At 42.1% G+C, this 24,827-nt stretch carries 19 protein-coding genes; 2 read left to right on the top strand and 17 right to left on the bottom strand.

Annotated features, from left to right (window positions below; all coding sequences use genetic code 11):
* Nucleotides 1–23 precede the first annotated feature (23 nt).
* From IGI88_RS14525 to IGI88_RS14465, 13 genes are all read right to left on the bottom strand, one after another.
* Complete coding sequence (locus tag IGI88_RS14525) at nt 24–1,376, bottom strand: SLC13 family permease (RefSeq protein WP_176273393.1); 1,353 nt, start codon at nt 1,374–1,376, stop codon at nt 24–26.
* 668 nt (nt 1,377–2,044) lie between these two features.
* Nucleotides 2,045–3,820: an ABC transporter ATP-binding protein gene (locus IGI88_RS14520; protein WP_429960701.1), complete on the bottom strand. Its 1,776-nt coding sequence runs from the start codon at nt 3,818–3,820 to the stop codon at nt 2,045–2,047.
* Nucleotides 3,820–5,568 carry an ABC transporter ATP-binding protein gene (locus IGI88_RS14515; RefSeq protein WP_429960700.1) on the bottom strand — a complete coding sequence of 583 codons (1,749 nt, stop codon included), beginning with the start codon at nt 5,566–5,568 and terminating at the stop codon, nt 3,820–3,822. The genes IGI88_RS14520 and IGI88_RS14515 overlap by 1 nt, the downstream gene beginning before the upstream one ends.
* 199 nt (nt 5,569–5,767) lie before the next feature.
* Nucleotides 5,768–5,989 (bottom strand): YneF family protein, encoded by a 222-nt coding sequence (locus tag IGI88_RS14510; RefSeq protein WP_005225816.1) that lies wholly within the window; start codon nt 5,987–5,989, stop codon nt 5,768–5,770.
* Nucleotides 5,990–6,096: 107 nt separating this feature from the next.
* A complete protein-coding gene (locus IGI88_RS14505; RefSeq protein WP_010748033.1) occupies nt 6,097–6,900 on the bottom strand; it encodes an ABC transporter permease in 804 nt (267 codons plus the stop codon).
* Nucleotides 6,901–6,902: 2 nt separating this feature from the next.
* The gene (locus tag IGI88_RS14500; protein ID WP_429960699.1) at nt 6,903–7,811 is read right to left on the bottom strand and encodes an ABC transporter ATP-binding protein; all 909 of its coding nucleotides are present in this window, start codon (nt 7,809–7,811) and stop codon (nt 6,903–6,905) included.
* Between the two features lie 240 nt (nt 7,812–8,051).
* Nucleotides 8,052–9,575 carry a helix-turn-helix domain-containing protein gene (locus IGI88_RS14495; RefSeq protein WP_429960698.1) on the bottom strand — a complete coding sequence of 508 codons (1,524 nt, stop codon included), beginning with the start codon at nt 9,573–9,575 and terminating at the stop codon, nt 8,052–8,054.
* A 297-nt stretch (nt 9,576–9,872) separates the two neighbouring features.
* Nucleotides 9,873–10,925: an LPXTG cell wall anchor domain-containing protein gene (locus IGI88_RS14490; protein WP_086316221.1), complete on the bottom strand. Its 1,053-nt coding sequence runs from the start codon at nt 10,923–10,925 to the stop codon at nt 9,873–9,875.
* A gap of 182 nt (nt 10,926–11,107) precedes the next feature.
* Nucleotides 11,108–12,622, bottom strand: coding sequence for an Ig-like domain-containing protein (locus IGI88_RS14485; RefSeq protein ID WP_429960697.1), 1,515 nt, complete (start codon nt 12,620–12,622; stop codon nt 11,108–11,110).
* 265 nt (nt 12,623–12,887) lie between these two features.
* A complete protein-coding gene (locus IGI88_RS14480; RefSeq protein ID WP_429960696.1) occupies nt 12,888–14,978 on the bottom strand; it encodes an ABC transporter permease in 2,091 nt (696 codons plus the stop codon).
* Nucleotides 14,950–15,726, bottom strand: a complete 777-nt coding sequence (locus tag IGI88_RS14475) for an ABC transporter ATP-binding protein (RefSeq protein WP_005235419.1) — start codon at nt 15,724–15,726, stop codon at nt 14,950–14,952. The genes IGI88_RS14480 and IGI88_RS14475 overlap by 29 nt, the downstream gene beginning before the upstream one ends.
* An 89-nt stretch (nt 15,727–15,815) precedes the next feature.
* Nucleotides 15,816–16,763 (bottom strand): sensor histidine kinase, encoded by a 948-nt coding sequence (locus IGI88_RS14470; RefSeq protein WP_086316224.1) that lies wholly within the window; start codon nt 16,761–16,763, stop codon nt 15,816–15,818.
* The gene (locus IGI88_RS14465) at nt 16,760–17,455 is read right to left on the bottom strand and encodes a response regulator transcription factor (RefSeq protein ID WP_008378457.1); all 696 of its coding nucleotides are present in this window, start codon (nt 17,453–17,455) and stop codon (nt 16,760–16,762) included. Before IGI88_RS14465 ends, IGI88_RS14470 begins: the two co-directional genes overlap by 4 nt.
* Before the next feature lie 162 nt (nt 17,456–17,617).
* On the opposite strand from IGI88_RS14465, the gene IGI88_RS14460 reads away from it, so the two are divergent.
* The gene (locus IGI88_RS14460; protein WP_005225804.1) at nt 17,618–18,235 is read left to right on the top strand and encodes an FMN-dependent NADH-azoreductase; all 618 of its coding nucleotides are present in this window, start codon (nt 17,618–17,620) and stop codon (nt 18,233–18,235) included.
* Between the two features lie 140 nt (nt 18,236–18,375).
* Here IGI88_RS14460 and IGI88_RS14455 read toward each other — a convergent pair whose 3' ends face one another.
* From IGI88_RS14455 to tyrS, 4 genes are all read right to left on the bottom strand, one after another.
* The gene (locus IGI88_RS14455) at nt 18,376–18,762 is read right to left on the bottom strand and encodes a cytidine deaminase family protein (RefSeq protein ID WP_034872565.1); all 387 of its coding nucleotides are present in this window, start codon (nt 18,760–18,762) and stop codon (nt 18,376–18,378) included.
* Nucleotides 18,763–18,807: 45 nt separating this feature from the next.
* Nucleotides 18,808–19,701 carry a deoxyribonuclease IV gene (locus IGI88_RS14450; protein WP_429960695.1) on the bottom strand — a complete coding sequence of 298 codons (894 nt, stop codon included), beginning with the start codon at nt 19,699–19,701 and terminating at the stop codon, nt 18,808–18,810.
* 88 nt (nt 19,702–19,789) lie between these two features.
* The gene (locus IGI88_RS14445; protein ID WP_016612232.1) at nt 19,790–20,701 is read right to left on the bottom strand and encodes an AEC family transporter; all 912 of its coding nucleotides are present in this window, start codon (nt 20,699–20,701) and stop codon (nt 19,790–19,792) included.
* A gap of 70 nt (nt 20,702–20,771) precedes the next feature.
* Nucleotides 20,772–22,034: a tyrosine--tRNA ligase gene (tyrS, locus tag IGI88_RS14440; protein ID WP_008378466.1), complete on the bottom strand. Its 1,263-nt coding sequence runs from the start codon at nt 22,032–22,034 to the stop codon at nt 20,772–20,774.
* Nucleotides 22,035–22,296: 262 nt separating this feature from the next.
* Here tyrS and IGI88_RS14435 point away from each other — a divergent pair, with 262 nt between their 5' ends.
* Nucleotides 22,297–24,735, top strand: coding sequence for a transglycosylase domain-containing protein (locus tag IGI88_RS14435; RefSeq protein ID WP_016612234.1), 2,439 nt, complete (start codon nt 22,297–22,299; stop codon nt 24,733–24,735).
* The last annotated feature ends 92 nt before the right edge of the window (nt 24,736–24,827 follow it).

The following is a 24,827-nucleotide window of genomic DNA, read 5'->3' as shown; positions in this document are numbered from 1 at the left end:
GATTAGCTACGTTCTTTCATCGACTAGTTATTCAAACCGAACAAAATGAGCGCAATGATACACAGGATCGCACTAGAAAGCCACCCAGCTGGTATCGAAAACTTCATGAAATCTTTAGAACCAACTTTATGATGTCCTAGCCCCCATGCTACCCATGACTGAGTAATATCCAAATGCTGAGGAGCGATCGTGACCACAGCGAAAAGTGGAAAAATGAATGCCAGATCCCAATTTGTGGCAGCTAAGATCACTGCCGCTACTGCGCCTCCTGATCCGACTAAGTTCAAAGGACCGCGGAAGAAACCAAGGGGCGCTAAGATGGCAAATAAGATCGCAAGAGCCAGGGTACTATGAGGAACTAGACCGCCAACGATTGGTTCAAAGAAAGGAACCGCTAGACTTGCAGCTGAATTAAACATAGCCAGTACTAATAAGAAACCTACCAGGGGCGCAACATCGACAGCACCATCTGCAAATTGTTTAGCTAACATGCGGCAAATATTCACGAAACCACCTTTTAATTTTCCGCAAGTCAGTAAGGCGTACAAAGCTGCGAGAATAAATGCTGGAATAATAGGAAATTCAGCAAACACAACGAGTAAGACTGGTGCGATCACAGCTACCCAAGAATACCAAGGAGCATCGCCTGAAGTTGCGCCAGGTGTGGAAGCCCACGCTTTGACTTTTGATGATTTCGCACGACTTAAAGCAATATTGGCAAAAACCAATGTCACAAGTAAGGAAACGACTAGTGCAATCATGCCGAATGTGAAATAATCGGAAAACCCATATTCCATCATGGATTGACTTCCGTCAGGTTGTAATGCCGCTAAAATACCTTGGTATTGCACAAAATTTGTTACATTGGCAAAAATTCCCGCCATGATGGAACCCATAAAAGCGAATAAAGCGATCGCTGTTGGAATACCCAACGCTTGCAAAATTGGCATAACGATCACTGCGATAGAGATTACAGGACCAATGCCCGTCATGGATGTGAAACATAAAGCAGTAACAGTACATAAAAGGGTCATGGTGATCCGTGGTTTATCCCCACCAAGCTCAACAACCTTGCGAATCAGCGTTGCTGCGATCCCTGTATCCATCAAAATCCGACCAAAGAAGGAACCGAAGAAAATATTGACCAGAATCGAACTAGCAAAACCGGCGGGTCCTGTTTGATAAATATTTGTGATCGTATCGACAAAATTCAAAGCTGTTAAATCCGGACTCAACGCATTGCCAATAAAAGCTAAAACGGTCCAAAGTGTTGCCATAACGAAGAAACCCACCATCAGGTTGAACCCTTTGACGCAGTACCAAACCATTCCTAAGAAAGAAACGATCATTAAAATACCAATTATAATTTCTACCATAAATTTTCCCTCATCTTTCCATTTGAACTTTTTTTGTTCATACATCGTGTTGCAAGTTTCTACGTTTGCTACTTCCCCTATTCTCGCTGAATGCGACCTTTATCATGAAATAATCGGCTAAACTTGTGACCATTTCCCACGTTTGCTTCCCTCCTCTTTTTTGTTAACCGTTTTAGTTAACCGGTTAACTAAAATTTTAAAAAAATAAAACAACGAATAATATCTCGTGTTTATCCACTATCTTTAAGCTTCCACTCGATTCTCCTTCGATCCCTTCTCGATGGGGAGCTGCCACTATTCAAATCAACCTCCATATTCCACTCTCGTCGGTTGGGCTCTTCGTAAAAGATAGGCTCAGGATGCTTGCCTTTTGCTTAGAGCCGCTTCCCTCCTGTTTCTCCTCTATGATTCGATCCTCTTGTTTGCACAACATTTCACATAAGGCTCCTCTGACGCTCGCCTGACCGAGCGTAATTACTAGTCTAAACCGAAAAGGATCCTAACCGATTAATCATTTGTTTGACTAGGTGCTAGTTGTTTTAATGTCTACATGATAGCAAAGGGTGAAAACGCTGTCAATCACAAATAGAAATTTTTGCTTCATTTGTTCAATTTATACAAAATAGACCTTAAAATACCTACGTGGTATTTTAAGGTCTATTGGCCGTTTAAACTTCACTTGCCTGCAAACGGTACATATCGGCATACAACCCTTTTTGAGCCAAAAGTTCATCATGGGTGCCTCGTTCGACGATCGAGCCTTTATCAAGCACCAAAATCAACTCAGCATCGCGAATGGTAGACAATCGATGGGCGATCGCGATCGTGGTTCGCCCTTGACGCATATTTGCCAAGCCTTCTTGGATCAGTCCTTCTGTTTCAGTATCGATATTGGCAGTCGCCTCATCCAAGACCAGCACTTTCGGATCGGTCACCATCGTTCGGGCAAAGGAAATCAATTGCCGTTGCCCGCTTGAATAACTGGCACCCCGTTCAATCACTTTGGCGTGGTATTTACCAGGTAGTTTTTGAATAAAGGCATCTGCTTGAACAAATTTTGCTGCTGCTTCGATCTGTTCTTCACGAATGTCCTGATTCAATAAGCGGATATTGTCAGCGATGTCCCCATAAAACATGAAAGCATCTTGCAATACGAGTCCAACTTTTTTCCGAAGCTCTTCCATCGTGAAGTCGCGGATATCTTGATCATCGATCAAAATTTGCCCTTCCCCAAATTCGTAAAAACGCATCAACACATTGATGATCGAGCTCTTGCCACTTCCTGTGTGACCGACTAGAGCCACGGTCTCACCTGGATAGGCGATGAAAGAAATATGATTCAATACGTTGTTTTTTCCATCATAGGAAAAACTGACATCGCGAAATTCAATTTTTCCTTTGGTGATGGTTTGACTGGCATCGGAGTTTTGCTGCGGCGTATATTCTTCGTTATCCATAATCTTCAAAATCCGGCTGCCGGCTACCATCCCATCAGTAAAGACGCTGAGAAAATCCATCATCTGTGTCATTGGATTAAAGAATCCTTGAATATAGGTCGTAAAGGCGAAAATTAACCCAACTTCAATCGGCGATTCTAAAGCATCAAACCCAAAGAGCGTCAATGACAAGGCGATCGCTAAGGCATACAACAAACTAATGATTGGTGATAGTAGCAGCGCATTCGTGCGGATCATGGCGTATCTAGTTTTCAAATAATCATCGTTGGTCGCTTCGAATTCTTCATTCAGCCGCGCCTCTTGGCGGAATTGCTGAATGATCTGCATGCCAGAAATCGATTTATTCAATTTCGTATTCAGCTGACTCAGTTTTTCCCGCATTTGACGATAGATACGAGAGCTGAATTTTTGATAATACCAGATGACTACCATTAGGATTGGCAGAAAAATCAAGTTCAGTAAAGCAATTTTGACGTTGATGCGAAACATGGCGGCAAAAGAAGAAACCACCGCAAAAATCCCTGTCAATACCATCAAGAAGACATACCAAAATTCATACAACGTTTCTGTGTCGTTGCTGACCCGTGAAACGATTGAACCCGCTGGCGTCTGATCGAAATAGCGCATCCCAAGACTATGCAATTTTTCAAATAATTTTGCTCGAATATATTGATAGGTTTTTAAAGAACCCATCGAATAAAGGAACCATTGGAAAAACCAAATCACAGCTTTTACCAACACCCCAAAGAAATACAATGCAGCAAAGAAATAAATGACTTGCTGGGTCGCCGTTTGATTGGTCAAATAATTATCCATAAAGGTTTGAATGATCAAAGGCAACAGGATATTGACGATCGATAGCACAAAAGCAAAAAAGATCGCTGCATAGAAGGTTTTTCGAAATGGCTTGGCAAAAAGAAACATTCGCTTGATGATGCTTTTTTGTTCTTTAAAGGGAATCGATTTACTCCATTCTGATTCTTGCATTAGGCTTCACTCCCTTCGATTTTGGCTTCTAGTTGCTGTTTGTCCCACATTTTTTTATACCAGCCATTTGCAGCCAATAATTGTTCATGGGTCCCGCGTTCACTGATTTTCCCGTTGTCGATCACGAGAATTTCTTCTGCGTGCTTGACACTGCTTAGGCGGTGGGCAGCAATGATCGTTGTTTTATTCTGACGGAACGTCCGTAATTGTTGTAAAATAGCTTCTTCCGTTTTGGCATCTACTGCTGAAAGGGCGTCATCTAAAATCAATAATTCTGGATCAGTGATCAAAGCACGGGCAATGGATAAACGCTGTTTTTGTCCGCCAGAAAGAGAAACACCACGTTCCCCCACCATCGTTTCATACCCTTCCGGAAACTGACTGATATCCTCGTGGATCACTGCCAATCCAGCAGCCGCTTCAACTTCTGCTTGAGAAGCCCGTGGTTGCGCAAAGCGGATATTGTCTCGAATCGTCATGGAAAATAAGAAATGATCTTGCGGAACATAACCGATTGATCCCAAAAGAGCATTCAAAGAGTATTGCTTGCTATCGATGCCCCCGAAGGTGATCGCTCCATCAAATGAATCATACTCTCGCAACAAAAGCTTCATCAAAGAGGTTTTTCCAGCACCGGTTTTACCGACGACACCAAGTGTTTGCCCGGCAGGCAAAGTAAAGTGGATGTCTTGCAGGGCAAAATCATCTCCTTGATAGTGAAACTCATTGATTTGAACGTTCACCGTTCCTTGAGCTGGGGCATCGACCGCATCTTTGGCTTCAATGATATGGGTCTTTGCCGCCAACAATTCGGCAACCCGATCATAACTAGCATTGCCTCGTTCCAGCACATTAAACAGACGTCCAATGGCAAACATCGGCCAAACTAACATACCGATATAACTGATGAAGGATACCAATTGACCGATCGAGATGGTACCGTCCATAACATAATTGCCGCCGACGATGATCGTCAGCACATAGGAGATTCCGATGATGATCGTAATAAACGGATCAAACAAGGCATCCAGAAAATTGACTTTACGGTTTTTGATGATGGCATGGTCAATTTTGGTTTGAAAATCAGCGATGTCCTCTTTTTCCTGTCCAAAGGTTTTGATGACTTTCATCCCAGTAATACTTTCTTGGGCTTTGTCGTTGATGGAAGAAAATGCTTCTTGCGAGTCACGAAACGCATCATGCAATTTGCTGCCAAGAACCCGTGCCATGACTGCTAAGAATGGTAGCGGCAACAAAGCAATCAACGTTAAACGCCAATCAATAAAGAGAATCATCGCAATAATGGTTGCCCCTCCCGAGATGAAGGAATCGGCAAAGGTCAAGATCCCTGCCCCTGCCACATTTTGGATGGCATTCAAGTCATTGGTGGCATGGGCCATCAAATCACCTGTCCGATGCTTTTGATAAAACAACTGATCCATCCTTGTAAAATGTGCAAATAGCTGTCTGCGTAACGTTTTTTCTAGCCGAGCGGCACTGCCCCAGATATGCGTTCGCCAGACAAAACGAAACACATATTGAGCGATAGCTGAAGCAATCAAGATCATAACCCAAAAAAAGATCTTCTGCATCGAGATCTCTTTTTCCGCAATTTCATCGATGATGATCCCGATAACTTTGGGAGGGGCCAACTGTACCAAGGCGACTAGGACTAAAGAGCCTACGCCTAACAAATAATGTTTCTTTTCTTGTTTAAAAAACCAACCTAACTTCCTAAATATTGACATAACACTCTCCATTTCTTTGTGACCTGTTGCCTAAATTTTGCGATTTTTCCGAATATTCATTGGATTCGGATTCGATAGCTGCCCCGCTATTCACAGAACGTAAATAGCAAAAGCAGTCCGGGGACATTTTTATTAGTTTCTGCATTTTGCCGCAATAAAAAGCGAGCTGATAAAATCAGCCCGCTTCTTAGAAAAAAACCTACTTTTGGTTTTTCATTTGCTGCATCATCTGACGAATCTTTTTCTCAGAAGGTTTTTGACCCATTGACATCATCATCGAGCGAAGCATATCCTCATTAACGGGAGGATTTTTCTTTAGATAGTCTTGCATATATTTACGCGCCAAAAAGAAGCCGCCGACAGCGCCTAGTAATGCTGCAACAACAGCGATCACGATTACGATTCCTATATTAATAGTCATTTGAAAACTCTCCTTTCTCTTGTACTCTCAATGAATCATTTTACTAGAAAAAAACACAAAAAGAAAGAGTGAAAGCTGGATTTATCCAAAAACTTTCACTCGTTTCCTCAACTTAATGCGACATCTCTTTTATTGAATAACCAATTTGTTAAAAGGTAGATTAAAACACTATAAACAAGGATCCCGATCGCCATTTCCCAATAGCCCAATCCCGGATCAAAGGCAGTCATCTGCATGTCAGGACTATTTAATAAACTCGGTATCTGCTCTTTGATATTCATAAAATTAAACGGGTTCCACTTCAGCCATGGGTATTTTTCTTGCGCAAAAAGCATGATCGAGTTGATGATGCTACTTCCAAACAACATACCCAAGCCTAAGCCAACCGCCAGGCTTTGAGAGCGAATGACGGCTGAGATAAAGATGGTCAATGCAATATAAAAGACAATCAATAGCAAGTTTGTTCCCGCAAAAACAAGGGCAACGAGAATCGCCGCTAGCCCGTTGTAGCCAGTAGCAGCAAAAGGTGATTCAGCTGCTAAAAATAAATTGGCGGCTGCTAAACTACTGATTAGTAAAACAGCAGTCCCTAAAAGCGCAAATAAAAACGTGTTGATGGCTTTTGCTGCTAAGATTTGGCTTCTGGAAAAAGGCCGAATCAATAAGAACTTGATTGTTCCACGACTGAACTCTTCCGCCACTGAAGAAGCTGCCACAATCACCACAAATAAGTTTAAAAAGGAAGTCATGTCGCTCAAAGAAGCGAATAAATCATTGGCACCAATCTCGGGACTACCTAAGCGAACCACATAGGTCAACCCAAAAGTCATTAGAACCAATAAAAGCAGCATGATCCAAGTAGAACGTTTTTTGGTTAATTTGATCCATTCATTTTTAATCAATGTCAGCATGCTTACAAACCTCCTTCTTCGGTCCAAGCCAAGAATGTATCTTCTAGAGAAGATTGCTTTGTCCGTAGTTCTTTCAAGCCGATCCCAGCCGTCACGATCGCTGCAGCGATTGCCGAACGCTGATCTGTTGCTAGAGTGACTTGCAATTCATCTGCAACCTGCAAGACCTCGACCTCAAAGGAAGCTTTTAACAGTGCTTCTGTTTCCGCATTATCATCAGTTTTAATAATCAGTACATTTTTCTCTGCTTTCAACTCTGCCATTGCTACTTGATGAGTGACTTTTCCTTTTTGCACCACGATCAAATGATCGGCAATTTGTTCGATATCGCTTAATTGATGACTGGAAACTAAGACAGAAACGCCTTTTTCTCTCAAAGAAAGAATCATTTCTCGAAACTCCCGCATGCCTTTAGGATCCAGGCCATTCATCGGTTCATCTAAAACTAATAAGTCTGGTTGATGGACCAATGCCTGGGCAACACCTAAACGCTGACGCATCCCTAATGAATAGGTTTTGACTTTTTGATGGATGTGTCCTTCTAAATGTACCTGACGAATAAGAGCTTCTAATTCTGCTGTCGTACTTTTTTTCTTCGCCATGCGCTGATACTGCATCAAATTTTCATAGCCTGTCATATAATTATAAAACTCAGGATTTTCAACGATCGCACCGACTGAGGCAATCGCGGTTTTAAAAGAAGAATCCAGTAAATTCCCCATAATGGCAATCGATCCTGTGTTGTGCTTCATCAACCCAACAATCATCCGAATGATCGTCGTCTTCCCAGCCCCATTAGGCCCTAATAAACCAACGACTTGTCCTTGGCCCACCACAAAGGAAACATCCTCAATGATTCGTTTGGTTCCAATCAATTTGGAAACATTTTGCAGTGCTAATACTTCTGTCAAAGTTACCCCTTCTTCCTAACACCTTTTCTGCAACGATTTTAAATAAAAAACGTTATGATAATATGTATACCATGCCATCTCTGTAAAAAAAAGTCAAGAAGCGAAAAAGGAACATCGATGCTCCTGTTTTTGCTTCTTGACCTCTTCGTTTAACACTGTTACTTTTAACGTTTGACCTATTGCTACTGGTCAAAAGCTTGGCAAAATTATAAGTTCTATCTGATCGATCTTATAGCGGGATCACTCCGTTTGGGTGAATGCCAGCTGGGCAAACGCTGCCTTGTTCTTGGCACTTCTGATCTGTTTGATCACTTGCTTGAGCTGTTTCCACTCCTTTGCGCTTGGGTGACCATTCCAATAAAAGAGGTACGGCTGTTCTTCCTCAGAAAATTCCTGATGGATCGGATAATCGCTGATCACCAAATCTGGCTTTTGAGACAGCGAATAATGGGCCATCGCTCGATGCGTGGCATTCATTAAGCGGTTCTTGATCCAAAGCTCTTGCGTTTTTCCGTATTTCGAATGGATCGAGAACGTGACCGGCTGTTCATATTTTATAAAAATAACTCTCAGTAACATACAGTATTGGAAAATCAAGCGATCATTCATTTGCAGTAATCTACGCAACGCTGGTAAAGAAACAGTCGCTTCCAAAAAAAACCGTTTCATGGTTGGATAGAGCACCGGAAAAGCGGCTTGCAGGTCTTGCTCGTCGGTTGTTTTGCCAAAACTATCGCTTTTTTGTCGCGTACCAAAACAGCCAGAGGCGGAATGGATCATTACCAGATTAACCAGTAAATAGTTTTTTTCGGCTTCTGTAAACGTCAACCGAAAATACACGGCTAGTTTTTCAACGAGCTGCGCTTCTTGCTGGTACGTTGGCTGAGTCAGCCACGAGATGTTAGCAGCATCGAGATCCTCCTCAAGATAGGTGTTTATTACGCCAAACATATAATACAAGAAGCTGCGTTCATCCTCCGAAATATCAGAAAACGACAGATGATTCCTGTTAAACAATGGTTTCAAAAAGACCTGATCAAACTGATTTTTTTCAATTAATGGGTGCTCAAACATCAGTACTTCTTTTGGTAAAAACGAAAGCGGATGCTTTTGATGGATTCTTTGCACGGAGATAGCGAATAGATGAAGAAATTTCTCGATATCGATTTTTCTCATATAAGAAGCATGGGTTTCAAACAACGCTACAGCCTGCTCTTTCTCCTTGAGCGATGCCAAGACTCGTGAGTCCTTCTCATCAAAAATTTGCCAATAGGTAAGATGATAAAAATAGCGGATCGCATATTCAGCACCTGCTAAAGGATCACCTTTTTTTAAACTATAGGACAAATGATAGTTCGCCAAAACATGATTTAACTCCTGCAATTTTCGTTGAATCGTGCGGGGACTGCTAAAGGTTTTTTGACTGAGTTGTTCAAGGGAATGATAGTCCCCCTGAAAGAGTGCATCCAGCAAGATAAATCCAACGGTTCCCCGCAACAATACACTATAGGCTTGACTCAATAGGAATCGTGGAGAAAAAGCAATGGACACTTCTTTCTCCAGCCGATCATAGGTCAAAGTAAACTGAGGATAGCGTGCACGAAACACCTCTACTTGCTGAACGATCGACTGCATTTTGTTGGTTTTCCTATCGAAAACACTTGAGAGCTCTTTCATTGTATAGTCTTTCTTGTTCGTTTCGTAACAATAACTTAGAAACGCATAAATTTGTTTTTCTGTCGTATCCAAAAGTGCCTGTAACATGAAATTTCCCTCGCTTGTATAATCAGCAAACGCTGTTTTTACCTTAAATTTGTCATCTTACAAAATTGTAAGCTGTCAATGTTTGGTGATCGTACCACCGTGCGCTCTTTTCTGTCAAATCACTTTTAACAAATTTTCCTTTCGTTATCTGTGTATTTTCATAAAAAAAGTCTGACGCCTCAAAACGATCGTCAGACATTTTGTTAAAAACGGTAAAACAAAACGTGATTGTGCTTTCTGGGGAAGAAAATTCCAATCGTGGGTTATCAAGTCTCTCATTTTCCTTGGCTTTTTTCTTTACTGCCTCTCATCAGAAAATAACTTTCGATTCAGCCAGTAAAGGAAGACAGCAAGGATAACCACGCCTAGACCAAAGAGGATATAGTGAATACTCGTATTTTTGCTGCCGGTTTTCGGTAGTACGGCTCCATTGACCTCCTTAGCACTGCTTGTCTTCGTAGGTTGTTCCTGTTCCTTTTTCACTGAAGACGATGCTTTAGCGAGTTGTTTGCCTGCGGGATCATTGGAGGAAACACTTAGCTTGCTTGACTGACTTTGGTTCGGCGCTAATTTGTTTGGTTTCGTTTCTGAATCTGAAAGCTCCTCAGATGCAGCTTCACTAACGGTCGTTGTTCCTGTTGTTGCGGTGGTTTCTCGACTCCTAGTTATCTGACTTGATTCGCTCTCACTGACTGGTTGAGTGTTCAAACTTTCTGACTCACTTGAATTGTGACTACTTTCTATACTTTGAGAATCCCGACTTGTGTTTTCCGTAGTAGAAGTCCTTGGATCCGTGGATTGAGAGTCGCTAAATTTCGGTTCGATACTACTAAAGGAAGAGCCCGTTTCTTCAGTCACCTTAGAGCTTGCGCTTATCTCAGAGTTCGTGGTCTCGCTAGAGCTCGGGGGCGTTATTACTTGCCATTGACTGGGCTTCAAGTTCTCAGTTATCGTTGTTTCACCATCATATATGACAACTAAATCAACTTTATCCATACTTTTTATCTCATCAATAACCATCTCAGCATGAATTCTTAAGTAGTTTTCAATACCTGAAAACCAATCGACATTCGTTAAAACTGTTTCGCCGATCACTTTTTCGCTGTGACCGTTCCCATCCCAACCATAAGTTAGTAGGACACGAACCTTTTGTGAAGTCAGCGTTTTGTTCGGCCGTACCGGGATCGTAATGACTTTCAAGGCTTCATCATAGATCACTCGGTTCGTTTGAACAGAAAACGATAAATTCCCTCCGGCTCGTTCTTTTGCTGAAGTATGATCGAAACCAAACACCAGCAGCAATAATCCCGCTAACAGCAAAATCAACACGATTCCAACCAGCTTTCTCATTTCCTCACTTCCTAAATGAATATTTCAAGATAACTTGATAAGGAAATTATAATAAATTCTCAGAGAAAACATGCGCCGAAAAAAAAAGGAAAGTGGCCATAAAATGGCATCTTTCCTTTAAATAAGTCTTTATTAATTTTTCTTCCAAGTAATAAAACTGCCTCCAAAATTTCAGTTTCTATCTACCTGATAAATTTACTCCAACCTAACTTTAATGCGCATCCTGCTAAAACCATTCCTATTGCAATCCATAAATGATTAGACACTTCATTCGTTTGAGGAAAGTGCTGTTTTTCTGATTGATTATGCAAATTATTTGTTTTGGATGACTTATTGATCCCAGAGGATGAATTTTCAGGTGACACCGCCCCAGTATTACTAGAACTACTCCTGTTAGTTGATTCGGTGGATTTACTGGTGCTACTGTCGCTACTTGGTTCCGTGCTATTACTAGTGCTGCTTTCACTACTTGGTTCTGTGCTACTGCTGGTGCTGCTTTCACTACTTGGTTCCGTGTTACTACTTGTACTGCTTTCACTACTTGGTTCGGTGGTACTACTAGTGCTGCTTTCACTACTTGGTTCTGTGCTACTGCTGGTGCTGCTTTCACTACTTGGTTCCGTGCTACTACTTGTACTGCTTTCACTACTTGGTTCGGTAGTACTACTAGTACTGTTTCCACTACTTGGTTCGGTAGTACTACTGGTGCTGCTTTCACTGCTTGGTTCCGTGCTGCTGGACTCCCCTGGTTCACCGGTTCCGCCACCACCGCCACCATAGCGTGGCGTATAGCCAGTAATACTGCTTGTTCTTGGCACATCATTGACCACGGCATCAAGGATGCCCCGATTGGTATATTGTTCCAATGATCCATCAGTTTCTGTTTTGTAGGTAATGTAGATCCGTTCCTCCGTATCCCGCAAAGGAATTTCAAAGGACCCATCACTATTTAAAACGATCGGTACTTGATCAACATACGTTGGGTTGGAAACGCTGGGTCCATAGACTACTCGGGCACTCGTACTGATGAGTGTCTGATGAGGACCTAAAATATCAATAAACGTTCCATCTTTGATCGTCACTTGATTTGTATCAAACGAGTTGATGTACACACGCCAATCAATAATCCGTTTGGGTTCTTGCGTACCTAAATACAGTCCTTGTTTGGTGAGTAAGGCTCCCTCCCCTGTATCATCCACTGCTTGAATAAAAATAGGCACCGATTGCGTTCCATTTACTGTTTCGAAGTTGATGTTGTTGATTTGGTTCTCTGTCACTTCATCGCTGAACTTTGTCCAAAAATAAAAGTCCCCGTGTACATTGGTATTTTGTTCGACAAATTCCGTGAAAACAAAGGTCAGCTGATTGCCAACTTGGGTAACATTGACCACTAAGTTGTTATTTTCATCGTATAAAGCATACGTATTATTGACGCCTTCAATCTCAACTGGCAAGGTGACAGTCGCTTTGTCACCGGCTTTTAAATCTCCTAAATCCTCCAAACTCCAGGTCATATCTATTTTGAAGGAATCATCCTTTTCAATACTTGTGATGACCTCGTTGCGGCTATTAACGATCGATACATTTGTGATCAGGTTGGCACCCACATCGGTTTCCCCATAAACAATCCGGATACCAGCAAATAAAGGAATCAGCAACAGTAAGACTGCAAATGCTTTTCCAAGTCGTGTGATCATTGGTCTCCTCCCTCAAATAAGTGCTTCCCTAAATCCATCGACCGCAGCCTTCACTGTACTCGAAATGAATTTTGCATCTGACAGTTGTCGTGTTCTAACAGTGTCTCTTCGTTTGTTTGACAAAATGAGCGTTACTTAATTTTATCTGCTTTTCAATGATTTGCACAATTAAAAGGCTTCATGGATAGAAATTTAGACAAACTAGCTAATAAAAAGCCAACTCCCAATCAGTACAAACTGAAAGAGATTTGGCTTGAAGAATAAATTACTCTGTAGGATCGGCGATCCTATCAATTTGCTGCAAGTACCGATACTGACAAACAAAGTAAAAAACGATTTGGAAAATCAAAAAGAGACTAACGATCACACCGTAGTATTGCCATACAGGCAATTCTACTAAAATACGCAAAGCGGTCATTGCCACCGCAAAATGGATCATTGCCACGACTGTTGGCAAGAAGTACATCACTTGCAGTTGGCGTCGCAGAACTTTGTGACGCTCCTTCGGCGACACACCTAAGATATGCAAGGAACGGTGGTACGCCCCATCTTTATCTAAATCTGCAAATAAACGGAAATAGATAATTGAAGCGGAGAAAATAAAGAAAACCGAACCCAGTAATACCGTGATCATTAAGATGATGCCATTTCCTTGACGATTTTCTTGGAAAACTTGGTATTTCGAGGTATAAGACGTACGCATCGGAATGTCTTTTGCTGCTTCTGCCCACTCTTCATCCGTATAGTCACCTTTGGCTTCAAACTCCTGACTGAGCTCTTCGTATTGCTGATCGATCAAGGCATTTTCTTTATCTAAATTCCCATTGAAATCAGATACCAATTCAGGTGTTTCAGCCCATTCTGGATAGTCTAACCAAATAAAACCAGATTCCATATCGTCGGTGGATTTTTGCAAGAGGGCTTGCCACTCCTCAAAGGTTTTATCTGTCACAACTGACAGTCCAAAGTAATCCAGAGAAAGCATTGAGGGACTGTGGACAATCGTAACATCTTTTTTTATACCGGTCTCTGATCCCAATTCGATTGGATAGATACTTGTACGTTCGTTCTCAGGGACTTCTAGAAGCTGTTTTCGACGTGAATAATTAGCACTAAGTGTCATTATTTGATTATCTGCAACAGAATCAGCTTCCTCACCAATTTGTTTCATCATTTTCTGATAGTCGCTTTCTCGCATAATTGAAAAGCCATTCGTCGTATAGAATGAATCATTCGTAACTGCAGATTCATCAAGATTCGCATATGCCCATAGTAAGGAAACACTATCCGTTACAGGCGCATACCCTTTTTCTTCTATAGCAGTTTTAATTTCGTTTACTTTTCCCTCGGTATGATTGAGGTCTTCTGGCCCAGACCACGGAAACACATAGGCTACACTGATTCCTTGGATCGAAGAAAAAGAAGAGCTGCCGATTGCCAACATCACGGAAATCCCAACGAATGCCACGGAGGTACTAATAGCGATCAGACTATACATCGCCGCATTGTCTCGCATGCGAAAGATCCATTCGCTGATAGTCAACATCCGAGTGCCCCGTAAGAAGGTCGACCGTTTCTTTAATCGTTTCAACAGAAATACGCTGAACTGATGGAATGACAAAATCGTGCCTGCAACAGTCAACAAGACTCCTAGCATAAGTGGCAGCATTGAGTACGTTTGGTAGCTAAAATAAAAGACCAATCCATAGCCAACTAGCAACAGCACAATTCCTGAAAATGCCAATGCCCAATGACTTTTTGGCTCAGGACGCGGTTTTTCATTTTCCTTGATCAAGGAGATGATCTGCTCTCCTTGCAAAGCCCGAGTACTGAAAAAGGAGATCAAGAGAAAAATAAAAACATAAATCCCAAAGGTCAATCCTAAACCTTCCATAGGAACCATAAATCTCAGTCCTTCTGTTAGATACATGACATTTTGCGCAATCAGCAGCAATAATTTCGTCAATAAAATCCCTAACCCAATACCGGTCACTGTGGCACAGGTTCCTAAAAGGGCATTTTCGACAAACAAAATCTTTCGCAGATCTTTTTCTTCGATCCCCAAAATCAAGTAGATTGCCAGATCACGTTTGCGTCGTTTTAAAAAGACCACAAATGTATACCATAAAAACAACAGCGACAGTAAAGCGATCACCACAAGTGCGACGGATAGACCGACCTTCGCCAATTCTGAAAGTGTACCGCTATTGGACAAATTTTCTTCCAATTGCGGATGAAAGAGCAAAAGACTAAAGATATAAAACACCATCGCCGCGAAGGCGCTACTGACGAAGTAGGCCGCATAGGTTCGAAAATTCCCCTGCAGATTACGAATGATCAACTGTCTGAAATTCATGACGGCGACCTCCTAAATGTGCTAGGACTTCAAGAATTTTTTGATAAAATTGCTGTTGATCAGCCCCGCGATAGACTTCGTTATACAGCTTTCCATCTTTGATGAAAACGACCCGATCAGAAAAGCTGGCAGAATAAGGATCATGGGTGACCATCATGGTGGTGACCTTAAGTTGCTTGTTCATCTGACTTAGTATTTCCATGACATCTCGTGCTGCCTTTGAATCAAGATTGCCCGTCGGTTCATCTGCTAAAAGCAATTCCGGTTGATGGATCAAAGCTCTAGCAATCGCAACTCTCTGCTGCTCTCCACCGGAAAGCTGATAGATGCGTTTGTCTTTTTTCTCATAGATCCCAAGCTCACGTAATAGCTGTTCCGAACGTTCTTTCATTTCAGGAACGGGCACCCGATCCAGTGTCAGTGGTAAAATCACATTCTCAAGCACGCTCAATGGCGAAAGTAAATTGTAGTTTTGAAAAACAAAACCTAGTTGCCGACGACGAAACTCCGCGAGTTTTTGCTTAGATAATTCTAGGGGCTGCTCGCCCTTGATGATCACCGAACCTGAAGTCGGTTTATCCAATGTTGCCACCAAATTCAGCATGGTGGTCTTGCCACTGCCAGATGGACCCATAATGCTGATAAATTCTCCTTCTGGCACTTTGAGATCGATTTGCTGTAAAACCTCAACAGACACTTCCCCTGTGTAGGTTTTCGATACATTTTTCAATTCTAGTAAAGCCATCATCTTCACTCCTTTGCTACCAGTTTAGCAGGCGGCACCGCAATCAGTTATCGATTTCATGATAGAAAGCTTACAAAATTGTAAGAAAGCCTTCACCTCCGAAATGTTAGGGTAACCGTCGTGCCTTGATTCTCCATAGAGGCAAGCGACACATCGATATCTAATTGCGTACTGATCGTTTCAACTAAATAAAGACCGATCCCAGTTGCCTCTCCTGTTTGCCGACCATTCTGACCTGTATAAAAGGGGCGAAAAACCCTTGGCAGATCCGCTTCTGCAATTCCGCACCCTTCATCTGAGATCGTCAATTTTCTAGAAAAAGGATCGATCTCAATATAGACCTTACTGTCTGGCTTTGAGTACTTGACGGCGTTGCTGATGAGCTGAAAGAGCAAAATACCTAGCCATTTTTTGTCTGTTGTCACCGTGATATCCGCTTCACTCATCAGCTTCGGATAGACTTCACTGCGAATAAAATTCCGCTTCTGGTCACCGATACTGTGTTTTAACAATTCCAACAGTGAGGCTGACTCGATAACGAAGTCCTCTGTGAAATCTTCCAAGCGCACAAAATTCAGCGCAGTCGCCAAGCCACTTTTTAAGCGATCTGTTTCAGCTAAAAGATCGTAGCTGTCGACCTCCTCACTTTCAGCCATTAGCGCCAACACTGAGACAGGTGTTTTCATTTGATGAACCCAGATATTCATGAAACGAATATGATTTTGATGGTGCTGATCTAGTTCTGTCAGCCGTTCTTGCTCTTGCTGTTCTTGTGCATCGAACTGCTTGCGCCATTGCTTGGAAAGGTAGCCATTGCTTCGGTGAGTCGCTCTTCCATGCTTGATATAATGATAAAATGCAGTATTGGAAAGGTAATCTACCAAATAAACAAGAACAATGAACAGCCCGAATAGAAGCAGACCATAACCAATCACGAGGTAATTTCGATAGCCATCCAACCAAATCACCAAAACGAACAATGAAATGGCTAGGAAGGTAACGAGTAGTTTAGGTAAATGAACACTTGCATATGCTCTCATTCTTCTGTACCTACTACCGATAAGGCGTAACCCTTGCCGCGAATCGTTTGGATCGGATCATTGATGCCCATTGCCGCCAATTTTTTTCGCAAACGGCCGACATTGACAGAAAGCGTATTGTCATCAACGAAGCGCTCATCATCCCATAATAGATTTAAAATCCGTTCCCGTTTGACCATCTCTGGGTGTGCCGACATTAACAGGGTCAATAATTCTCCTTCTCGAACAGTCAGCCATTCACTGGCTTCACGATAGACCATCTTCAACGCTTCCGGATAATAGGTCAATTCGCCAGCCTTCAAGCTTCTCGCCCGATCAGACTGTGCATAATCCCCATAGACTCTGCGAATATGGCTCTTCACTTTAGCCAGCAGCAAGTCATAAGAAAAAGGTTTGACCAGATAATCATCAGCACCGTATTCTAATGCCATCACTTGGTCCATATTGCCGTCACGTGCGGAGATGAAGAGAATTGGAACCAATGAATGTTCCCTGATTTTTTGGCACCAATAAAACCCATCATAATAAGGCAGATTGACATCTAACAAAACCAAATCAGGTTGGATCAGCAAAAATTCAGCTAAAACCGCAGCGAAATTTTCCGGAACAAAGGTTTGATACGCATAGCGGGATAATTGATTTTCCATCATTTTGACTAACGATTTGTCATCTTCGACCACGAATATTTTCATAGAACCCCTCCTGTTTTCTCTAAAGTTTACCAAAACTACGTGAAAAATACCGCAAAATTCCAGCTTTTTTTAAAAAAGTACACTTATTTATTGTAAGCAAAATTATTTTATAGTATACTACGTTTTGTGATTAAAACTTACTTAAAGTAAAGGTGGAAAAAAATGAAAAATATTTTAGTTGTTAAAGCCAATAACCGTCCTGATGGAGTATCTGCAAAAATGTTTGATACGTTCGTTGAAAATCTTGATACGAACAATGTGGACGTTGTAACCTTTGATGTGTACGCACAACCAATGCCTTATATCGGTCAAACGTTATTTGAAGCATTTGGCAAACTTTCACAAGAACAAGAATTAAACCAAGAAGAACAAGAATTGATGACTGTCCGTCAAGACGTGATGAACAAATTCGCAGCAGCAGATACCATCGTTTTCGCTTTCCCAATGTGGAACCTAACGATCCCAGCAGCTTTGCACACATTCATCGACTATATCTTCCAAGCTGGCTTTACTTTCTCTTATAACGAAGATGGTTCAATGAACCAATTGTTGAAAGACAAAGAAATCGTTCTATTGAATGCCCGTGGTGGTGTTTACTCAGGCGAAATGAGCGCAATGGAAAACGCTGTAACCTTTATGGAAAAAGTTTTCGGTGGTATGTTCGGCATGAACATCACAGAAGAAGTAATCATCGAAGGTCACAATGCAGATCCTTCTAAAACAGCAGAAATCATTGCTGAAGGTTTAGAACGCGTAGCAGCAGCTGCGAAAAAATTCTAATCATTGCTATCGATCAACTCCTCAACAAAGCGCTATTGCTGGTTGAGGAGTTTTTTTATCTAAACATGTTGATCGTCCATTGGATCGATAAAACAAAGATGCCCCTTAGAACAGAGCGGTCTAAGGGGCTAAATCTCTTTTTATTTTGATGCTTTCCAATCAAAAGGCAACAGCTCTTCTATCGTCATTATTTTTCCTGCTGCGATCATGACCTGCGTGTTGTGGTTGGCAGGATCCAGCTGGCTGATGAATTCACGGCAACGACCACAAGGTGGGATCGGCTCACCTGCCGAATTGATTGCAACCATCTGTAACACCCGCTGCTGCCCATCGGTGATCATTTGCGCAGCCGCAGCTTGTTCGGCGCAAAAACCCATGGAACAGCTGGTATCGATACAGATCCCTGTATAAATCTGTCCATCTGCAGTAGCCAGAGCTGCCGCGACACTCCCTGCTTCTGCAAATTGAGAGAGCTGTCTGAATCCCAGTTTTTGTTTCGCGGCATCGATCAGCAACTGAAAGTCCATTTTTCTTCCTCCAATAATAAGCTGGCTCATGGTTAAATGAACCGTTTAAGCATCCGCCATGATTTTCGTCAATAGCTCAGGATCAAAGGTCTTTTCCCGCAGCATCGCGATTTCATAGCCATAAGGGGCTTTTTTATTCTTTTTGTCTTCGCCAACATAGGGTGTTTCCAAAATTTTCGGTAACGCTGATAATTGCTCATGATGAACGATCTTATTCAAGGCTTCAAAGCCGATCGTGCCAAAACCAATATTCGCATGTCGGTCTTTGTGGCTACCCTGTGGATTTTTTGAATCATTGACATGGATGACCTTCAAGCGATCCAACCCGATGATTTTGTCAAACTCGTTTAACACGCCGTCAAAGTCTTCTTTGACATTGTAGCCGGCATCATTCGTATGACAAGTATCTAGTGTAACGGATAACTTTTCATTTAAGGTAACGCCATCGATAATTGCTGCCAATTCTTCAAAACTGCGACCAATCTCGGTGCCTTTACCTGCCATTGTTTCTAATGCGATCTGGGCGGTTTGATTTTTTTCAAGGACCTCGTTCAAGCCTTTAATGATCTGCTTGATCCCAGCTTCGGGTCCTGCACCGACATGGGCACCGGGGTGCAACGTGATTTGAGTTGCACCTAAAGCTTGGGCTCGTTGGATTTCTTCTTGTAAGAACGAAACGGCAAAGCCAAAGTTTTCTGGTTTGATGGTATTACCTAAATTAATGATGTAAGGGGCATGGACAACGATATTCGAAATTCCCTTTTCCGTCATAAAATCTTGTCCAGCTGCGATCTGCATCTCTTCGATCGGTTTGCGCCGCGTGTTTTGCGGAGCTCCGGTATAGATCATAAACGTAGTAGCTTGATAGCTAGCCGCCTCTTCTGCTGCTCCTAAAAGCATTTTTTTGCCGCTCATTGAAACGTGTGAACCAATCAACATTTTTCTTTTCCTCCTAAATCTAGTCTTCTCTATTATCGATAAAAGCACCTTGTAAAGCGATTATTTTGCTCATTGCCGTATTTTTTTATCAAGCGAGTCCAAATAACATCAGGACACCCGTCATTAGCGGCATACTTATCAAAAAGCTAATGGAAGAAACAAATCCCACCGCCTCTTCCTCCATCCCAGCAATCACGGAATTAATGACCCCAAATAAAGGGATCGGAGCAAACACTAACAAACAAAGTACTGGTTTTAATAAAACTGGGATCGGTAAAACATAGAAAGCCGCGAACAGCACGAAAGCTAGTCCGTAGCGTAAGCTTAAAATTTTGATTACCGTTGGCGTAGTGTGCTTCGGTAAGCGGAAATCCAAAAATAAGCCAATCATAAACATGGACAGAAACGTATTTGCGATCCCGATTGGCTGAACGAGCGCCAAGGCTGACTCGGGAATCCTCCAATCCGCACTGCGGATAATCAGCATCACTAGATAAATGGTAAATGTTGGCGAGCGCAGGAGATTCAAAAAGATTTTTCCTGGTTCAAACGTCGTCCGCTTTCCAATCAAGAACTCGATGAAAATCGTCGTTCCCCCTGCCAACATGATACTGTTCCCCATATCAAACAGCGAAATCAGTGGAATCCCTAAAGGATAAAAACTTTGGGCAAAAGGAATTGCAAAATTGCCGATATTAAATCCTGACCCGCAGTACATAGCAAACTGTTGCAGCGTGTTCGATTCTTTTTTGGTCAAGAAAAATGCGAAGAGGATCTGGACGATCGTAATGATCAAAGCGATCACAATCAAACTAAGCGCACTGACTTGTACTTGCATTGAAGCTAAATTCAAAATGATTGCTGCCGGTAACGTCACATTCAAAATAATTTTGGATAAGATCGAGCCATCCGCTTTTGAAAGGACATTTAGCCGTTTAAGAAAATACCCTAAGAAGATCATGGCAAATAAACCGGCGGCATTCAACACTATATTTCCCATTCCAACAAAGACCCTTCCTCTACAAAAATTTGAAAAAAAGCGAACCAACAGGTCGGTTCGCTTTTTGCGATTAAAATGTTAATAAGAAATATTTTTTCTTGCCACGACGAATCACGACGTATTTTCCACCGATCCGATCACTTGCTTGGATCTCGTACGTTAGGTCTTGGACGCGTTCCCCATTGATGTAGATGGCCCCATTTTGTACGTCTTCTCTTGCTTGACGTTTTGATGGTTCGATTTTAGCAGTCGTCAACACTTCAACGATGTTCAAAGAATCATCCGCTGTTACCTGATGACTAGGAACCCCTTTAAAGCCTTGTTCGATCTCTTCAGCGTTCAATTCTTTGATATTGCCGCTGAATAAACTTGCTGAGATGCGTACGGCTTGTTCATAAGCCTCTGCCCCATGAACCAAAGTAGTGACTTCTTTTGCCAAAGCTTTTTGTGCTGCTCGAGATTCTGGTGCAGCGTTAAATTCAGCTTCGATCGCAGCGATTTCTTCTAATGATAAGAAGGTGAAATATTTCAAGAATTTGACTGCATCACGATCATCCGTATTGATCCAGAATTGGTAGAACTCGTAAGGCGTTGTTTTCTTGGCATCTAGCCAAACCGCATTGCCTTCTGTTTTCCCAAATTTCGTTCCATCTGCTTTTGTGATCAATGGCATAGTCAAACCGAACCCTTGGACTTCACGCTCACGACGCAATAATTCGATTCCAGAAGTGATATTACCCCATTGATCGCTACCACCTAATTGCAACAAGCAACCGTGGTTGTCGTAAAGGTTCAAAAAGTCATAGGCTTGTAAAAGCTGGTATGCAAATTCCGTGTAGGAAATTCCTGTTTCGATCCGACGTTTGACACTTTCTTTGCTCATCATGTAGTTGATGGTAAAGTTTTTCCCCGTGTCCCGTAAGAAATCAATCAGTTTCAATTCCCCTAACCATTCATAGTTATTGGCAATGATGGCAGGATTTTCTTGGTCATCAAAATCAATAAAGCGAGATAATTGGCTTTTGATACTTTGTGACCATTCCAAAACGGTATCTAATGTGTTTAATTGACGTTCTTGATCTTTAAAGGATGGGTCACCGATCATTCCTGTACCGCCACCAACTAATGCGATCGGCACATGTCCGTTTTGTTGGAAACGGCGCAACATCAAAATAGGCAATAAATGACCAATATGCAGGCTATCTGCGGTAGGATCAAAGCCGATATATAGTTTCACAGACTCTTCATTTAATTGTTTGGTCAAGGCTGCTTCGTCTGTGGTCTGATGAACTAATCCGCGTTGCTTTAGTTCTTCAAAAAAGTCTGTACTCATTCTTTCTCCTCCTAATAATTGCTTCATTGTTCATCTTAACTGAAAAAGAGGGCAATGAAAAGTCTTTCTCTCAAAGTCCTTTACCAAAAAAGAAACTTTTAGGCAAATCTGTTCGTTTTCCCTTATTATCGCTGGTTCAATACAAATACCAACTGGCATTTTCTCGCACACTTCTTTCGATAACAGATAGGGTGCTACCCAAGCGCCTTGTTTTTTGCTATAATTACACGGAATCTATTCTAATTTATTGAGGTGACTCTTTTTGTCCCAGAAAACGAAAAATCAAAAGAATACAGAAAACAAAAATAGAGGCTGGTTCTATTTCAATATCAGTCTTAGGGTTTTACATGCCTTGTTCTTAGTGGCTATTTCTTTACTGGTGCTAGGCGGTTCTTTAGCTTTAGGGATCGGTGCCGGCTACTTTGCTTTTCTTGTGGAAGATACCGCAGCTCCTTCTAAAGATGAGTTGCAGAAAGAACTGACCGACATCACAGAGACTTCTCAACTCGCATACGCTGATGGCAGTAAAATCGCAACGATTCGCTCAGATCTGATGCGAACGTCGGTTAATTCCGATCAAATTTCAGACTACTTGAAAAAAGCGATCATCGCAACAGAGGACGAATATTTTAATATTCATAATGGCGTCGTACCAAAAGCAGTCGTGCGGGCGTTATTATCCGAAGCGACAGGCTTTGGCGGCAGCGGGGGTTCCACTTTGACCCAGCAGCTGGTGAAACAACAAATCCTTTCCAGTGAAACGACCTTCAAACGCAAAGCCAATGAGATTTTATTAGCCATGGAAGTGGAGAAATTTTTCGATAAAGATGAGATCGTCACCATGTATCTAAACATCTCCCCTTTTGGCCGGAACAATAAAGGGCAAAATATCGCAGGTGTGCAAGAAGCGGCGCAAGGAATTTTTGGCGTTAACGCAGCTGACCTGTCTTTACCGCAAGCAGCCTTTATTGCGGGTCTGCCACAAAGCCCGATCGTCTACAGCCCTTATACAAATACGGGCGAGATCAAGGAAAACTTGACCGCTGGCTTAGAGCGGAAAGACTTCGTGCTCTTCAGTATGTATCGTAACCACGATATTACGAAAGAAGAATACGAAGAGGCGCTTAATTATGACTTGAAGCAAGACTTCAAAAAACAAGAAGCCATTGAACAAACGGATCAAAGCTTCCTTTATTACACTGTGTTAAATGAAGCAAAAGACATTATTGCCAAACAGCTGGCAGATGAAGATGATGTCAGTGACGAAGAATATGCCAAAGACGAAACCTACCAAAAATACTTCGAATTGGCGCAGCAAAAACTGGTTAATGGTGGCTATACCGTCACATCAACGATCGATAAAGATATTTATAATGCAATGCAAGATGCCGTCGATAAATACGGCTATATGTTAGACAACTGGGGCGACTCCACCATCGAAGTCGGCAACGTCATGATGGACAATGCCACCGGGAAAGTATTAGGCTTTATTGGTGGTCGTAACTATGCTGACAATCAATTCAACCATGCCTTTGATGCTAAACGCCAAGCAGGTTCAAGTATCAAACCAATGCTGGTTTACGGACCGGCGATCGAAAGTGGCTTGATGGGCTCTGAATCAATGGTTTCTGATTATGCCGCAAAATGGCGGACAGGAGAAAACGCCGGTGAGCCGATCGTCAATGCCACAAACCGTGGAACCAATACTTTTATGTCGATTCGCGAATCATTGGAAGTTTCCAGTAATATCGCAGCGACAAATATTTTCCAAGATCTGTGGGAAAAAGAAGGCGATCATTTTTATGCCTATTCAAATTATTTGAGCAAAATGGGCTATCCTGAAGATAACAGCTGGGCATATGAATCAGCGCCATTAGGGGTTACCGATGTCACAGTGTTGAATCAAACAAATGGCTTCCAAACATTTGCCAATAACGGTGTCTATCAGCAAGGCTACATCATCGAATCAATCAAGGATAATGAAGGCGAAGTGCTTTATCAGCATGAAGCCAAACCGGTCCAAGTCTTTTCTGAAGCGACAGCTTCCATTATGACCGACATGATGCGTAGTGTTATCGATGAGCAAAAAACCAGTTCCTTTAAATCGGTTATCAGCGGATTAGATTGGAACCTCGGGAATGCCGATTGGGTCGGTAAAACTGGGTCTACCAATAATTGGTCTGACTCTTGGCTAGTCGTTTCCACCCCATCGATCACAATCAGCAGCTGGTCAGGGCGGGATGACAATAAAGCTACCGATAGTGCAGCAGGAACTCGGACAGCCAATTACATGGCTTACTTGATCAATCGTATCTATCAAACAAACCAAGAAGTCTTTGGTGTAAATCAGAAGTTTGAACTTTCTAGTGATGTCAAAAAAGCTCAAGTTTCCAAGTTTACTGGTACCCAACCAGGAGGAACCGTGCGAGTCGATAATCGAACCTATACGAATCCAAGTAGTACCGTTACTTCTTATTGGGCAACTGGCGGACCAGATACGGTCGATTTCAAATTTGGACTCGGTGGTTCAGATGCAAACTATGCTGACTATTGGAAAAAAGCATCTTCTAGCCGTTCAACAAATCGTTCGTCGAATACATCATCGAATAACGCATCCAACAATGTTACACCTACTGCAAATGATGACGACGAGGACGAGCAAGAAAATAACCAACCTAATACAAATGATGATGATGACTGATCAGCCTTGTGCTGATCAGTTTTTTTATACAAAAAAAGTGTGGGTAGAAAATCCATAGATTTTCTACCCACACGAACGATCGTTGAAGCAAA

It is taken from the genome of Enterococcus sp. AZ179 (genome assembly GCF_050498885.1).
In the GTDB taxonomy this organism is placed as follows: domain Bacteria; phylum Bacillota; class Bacilli; order Lactobacillales; family Enterococcaceae; genus Enterococcus_D; species Enterococcus_D entomosocium.
This window is presented reverse-complemented; position numbering and strand designations above follow the sequence as displayed.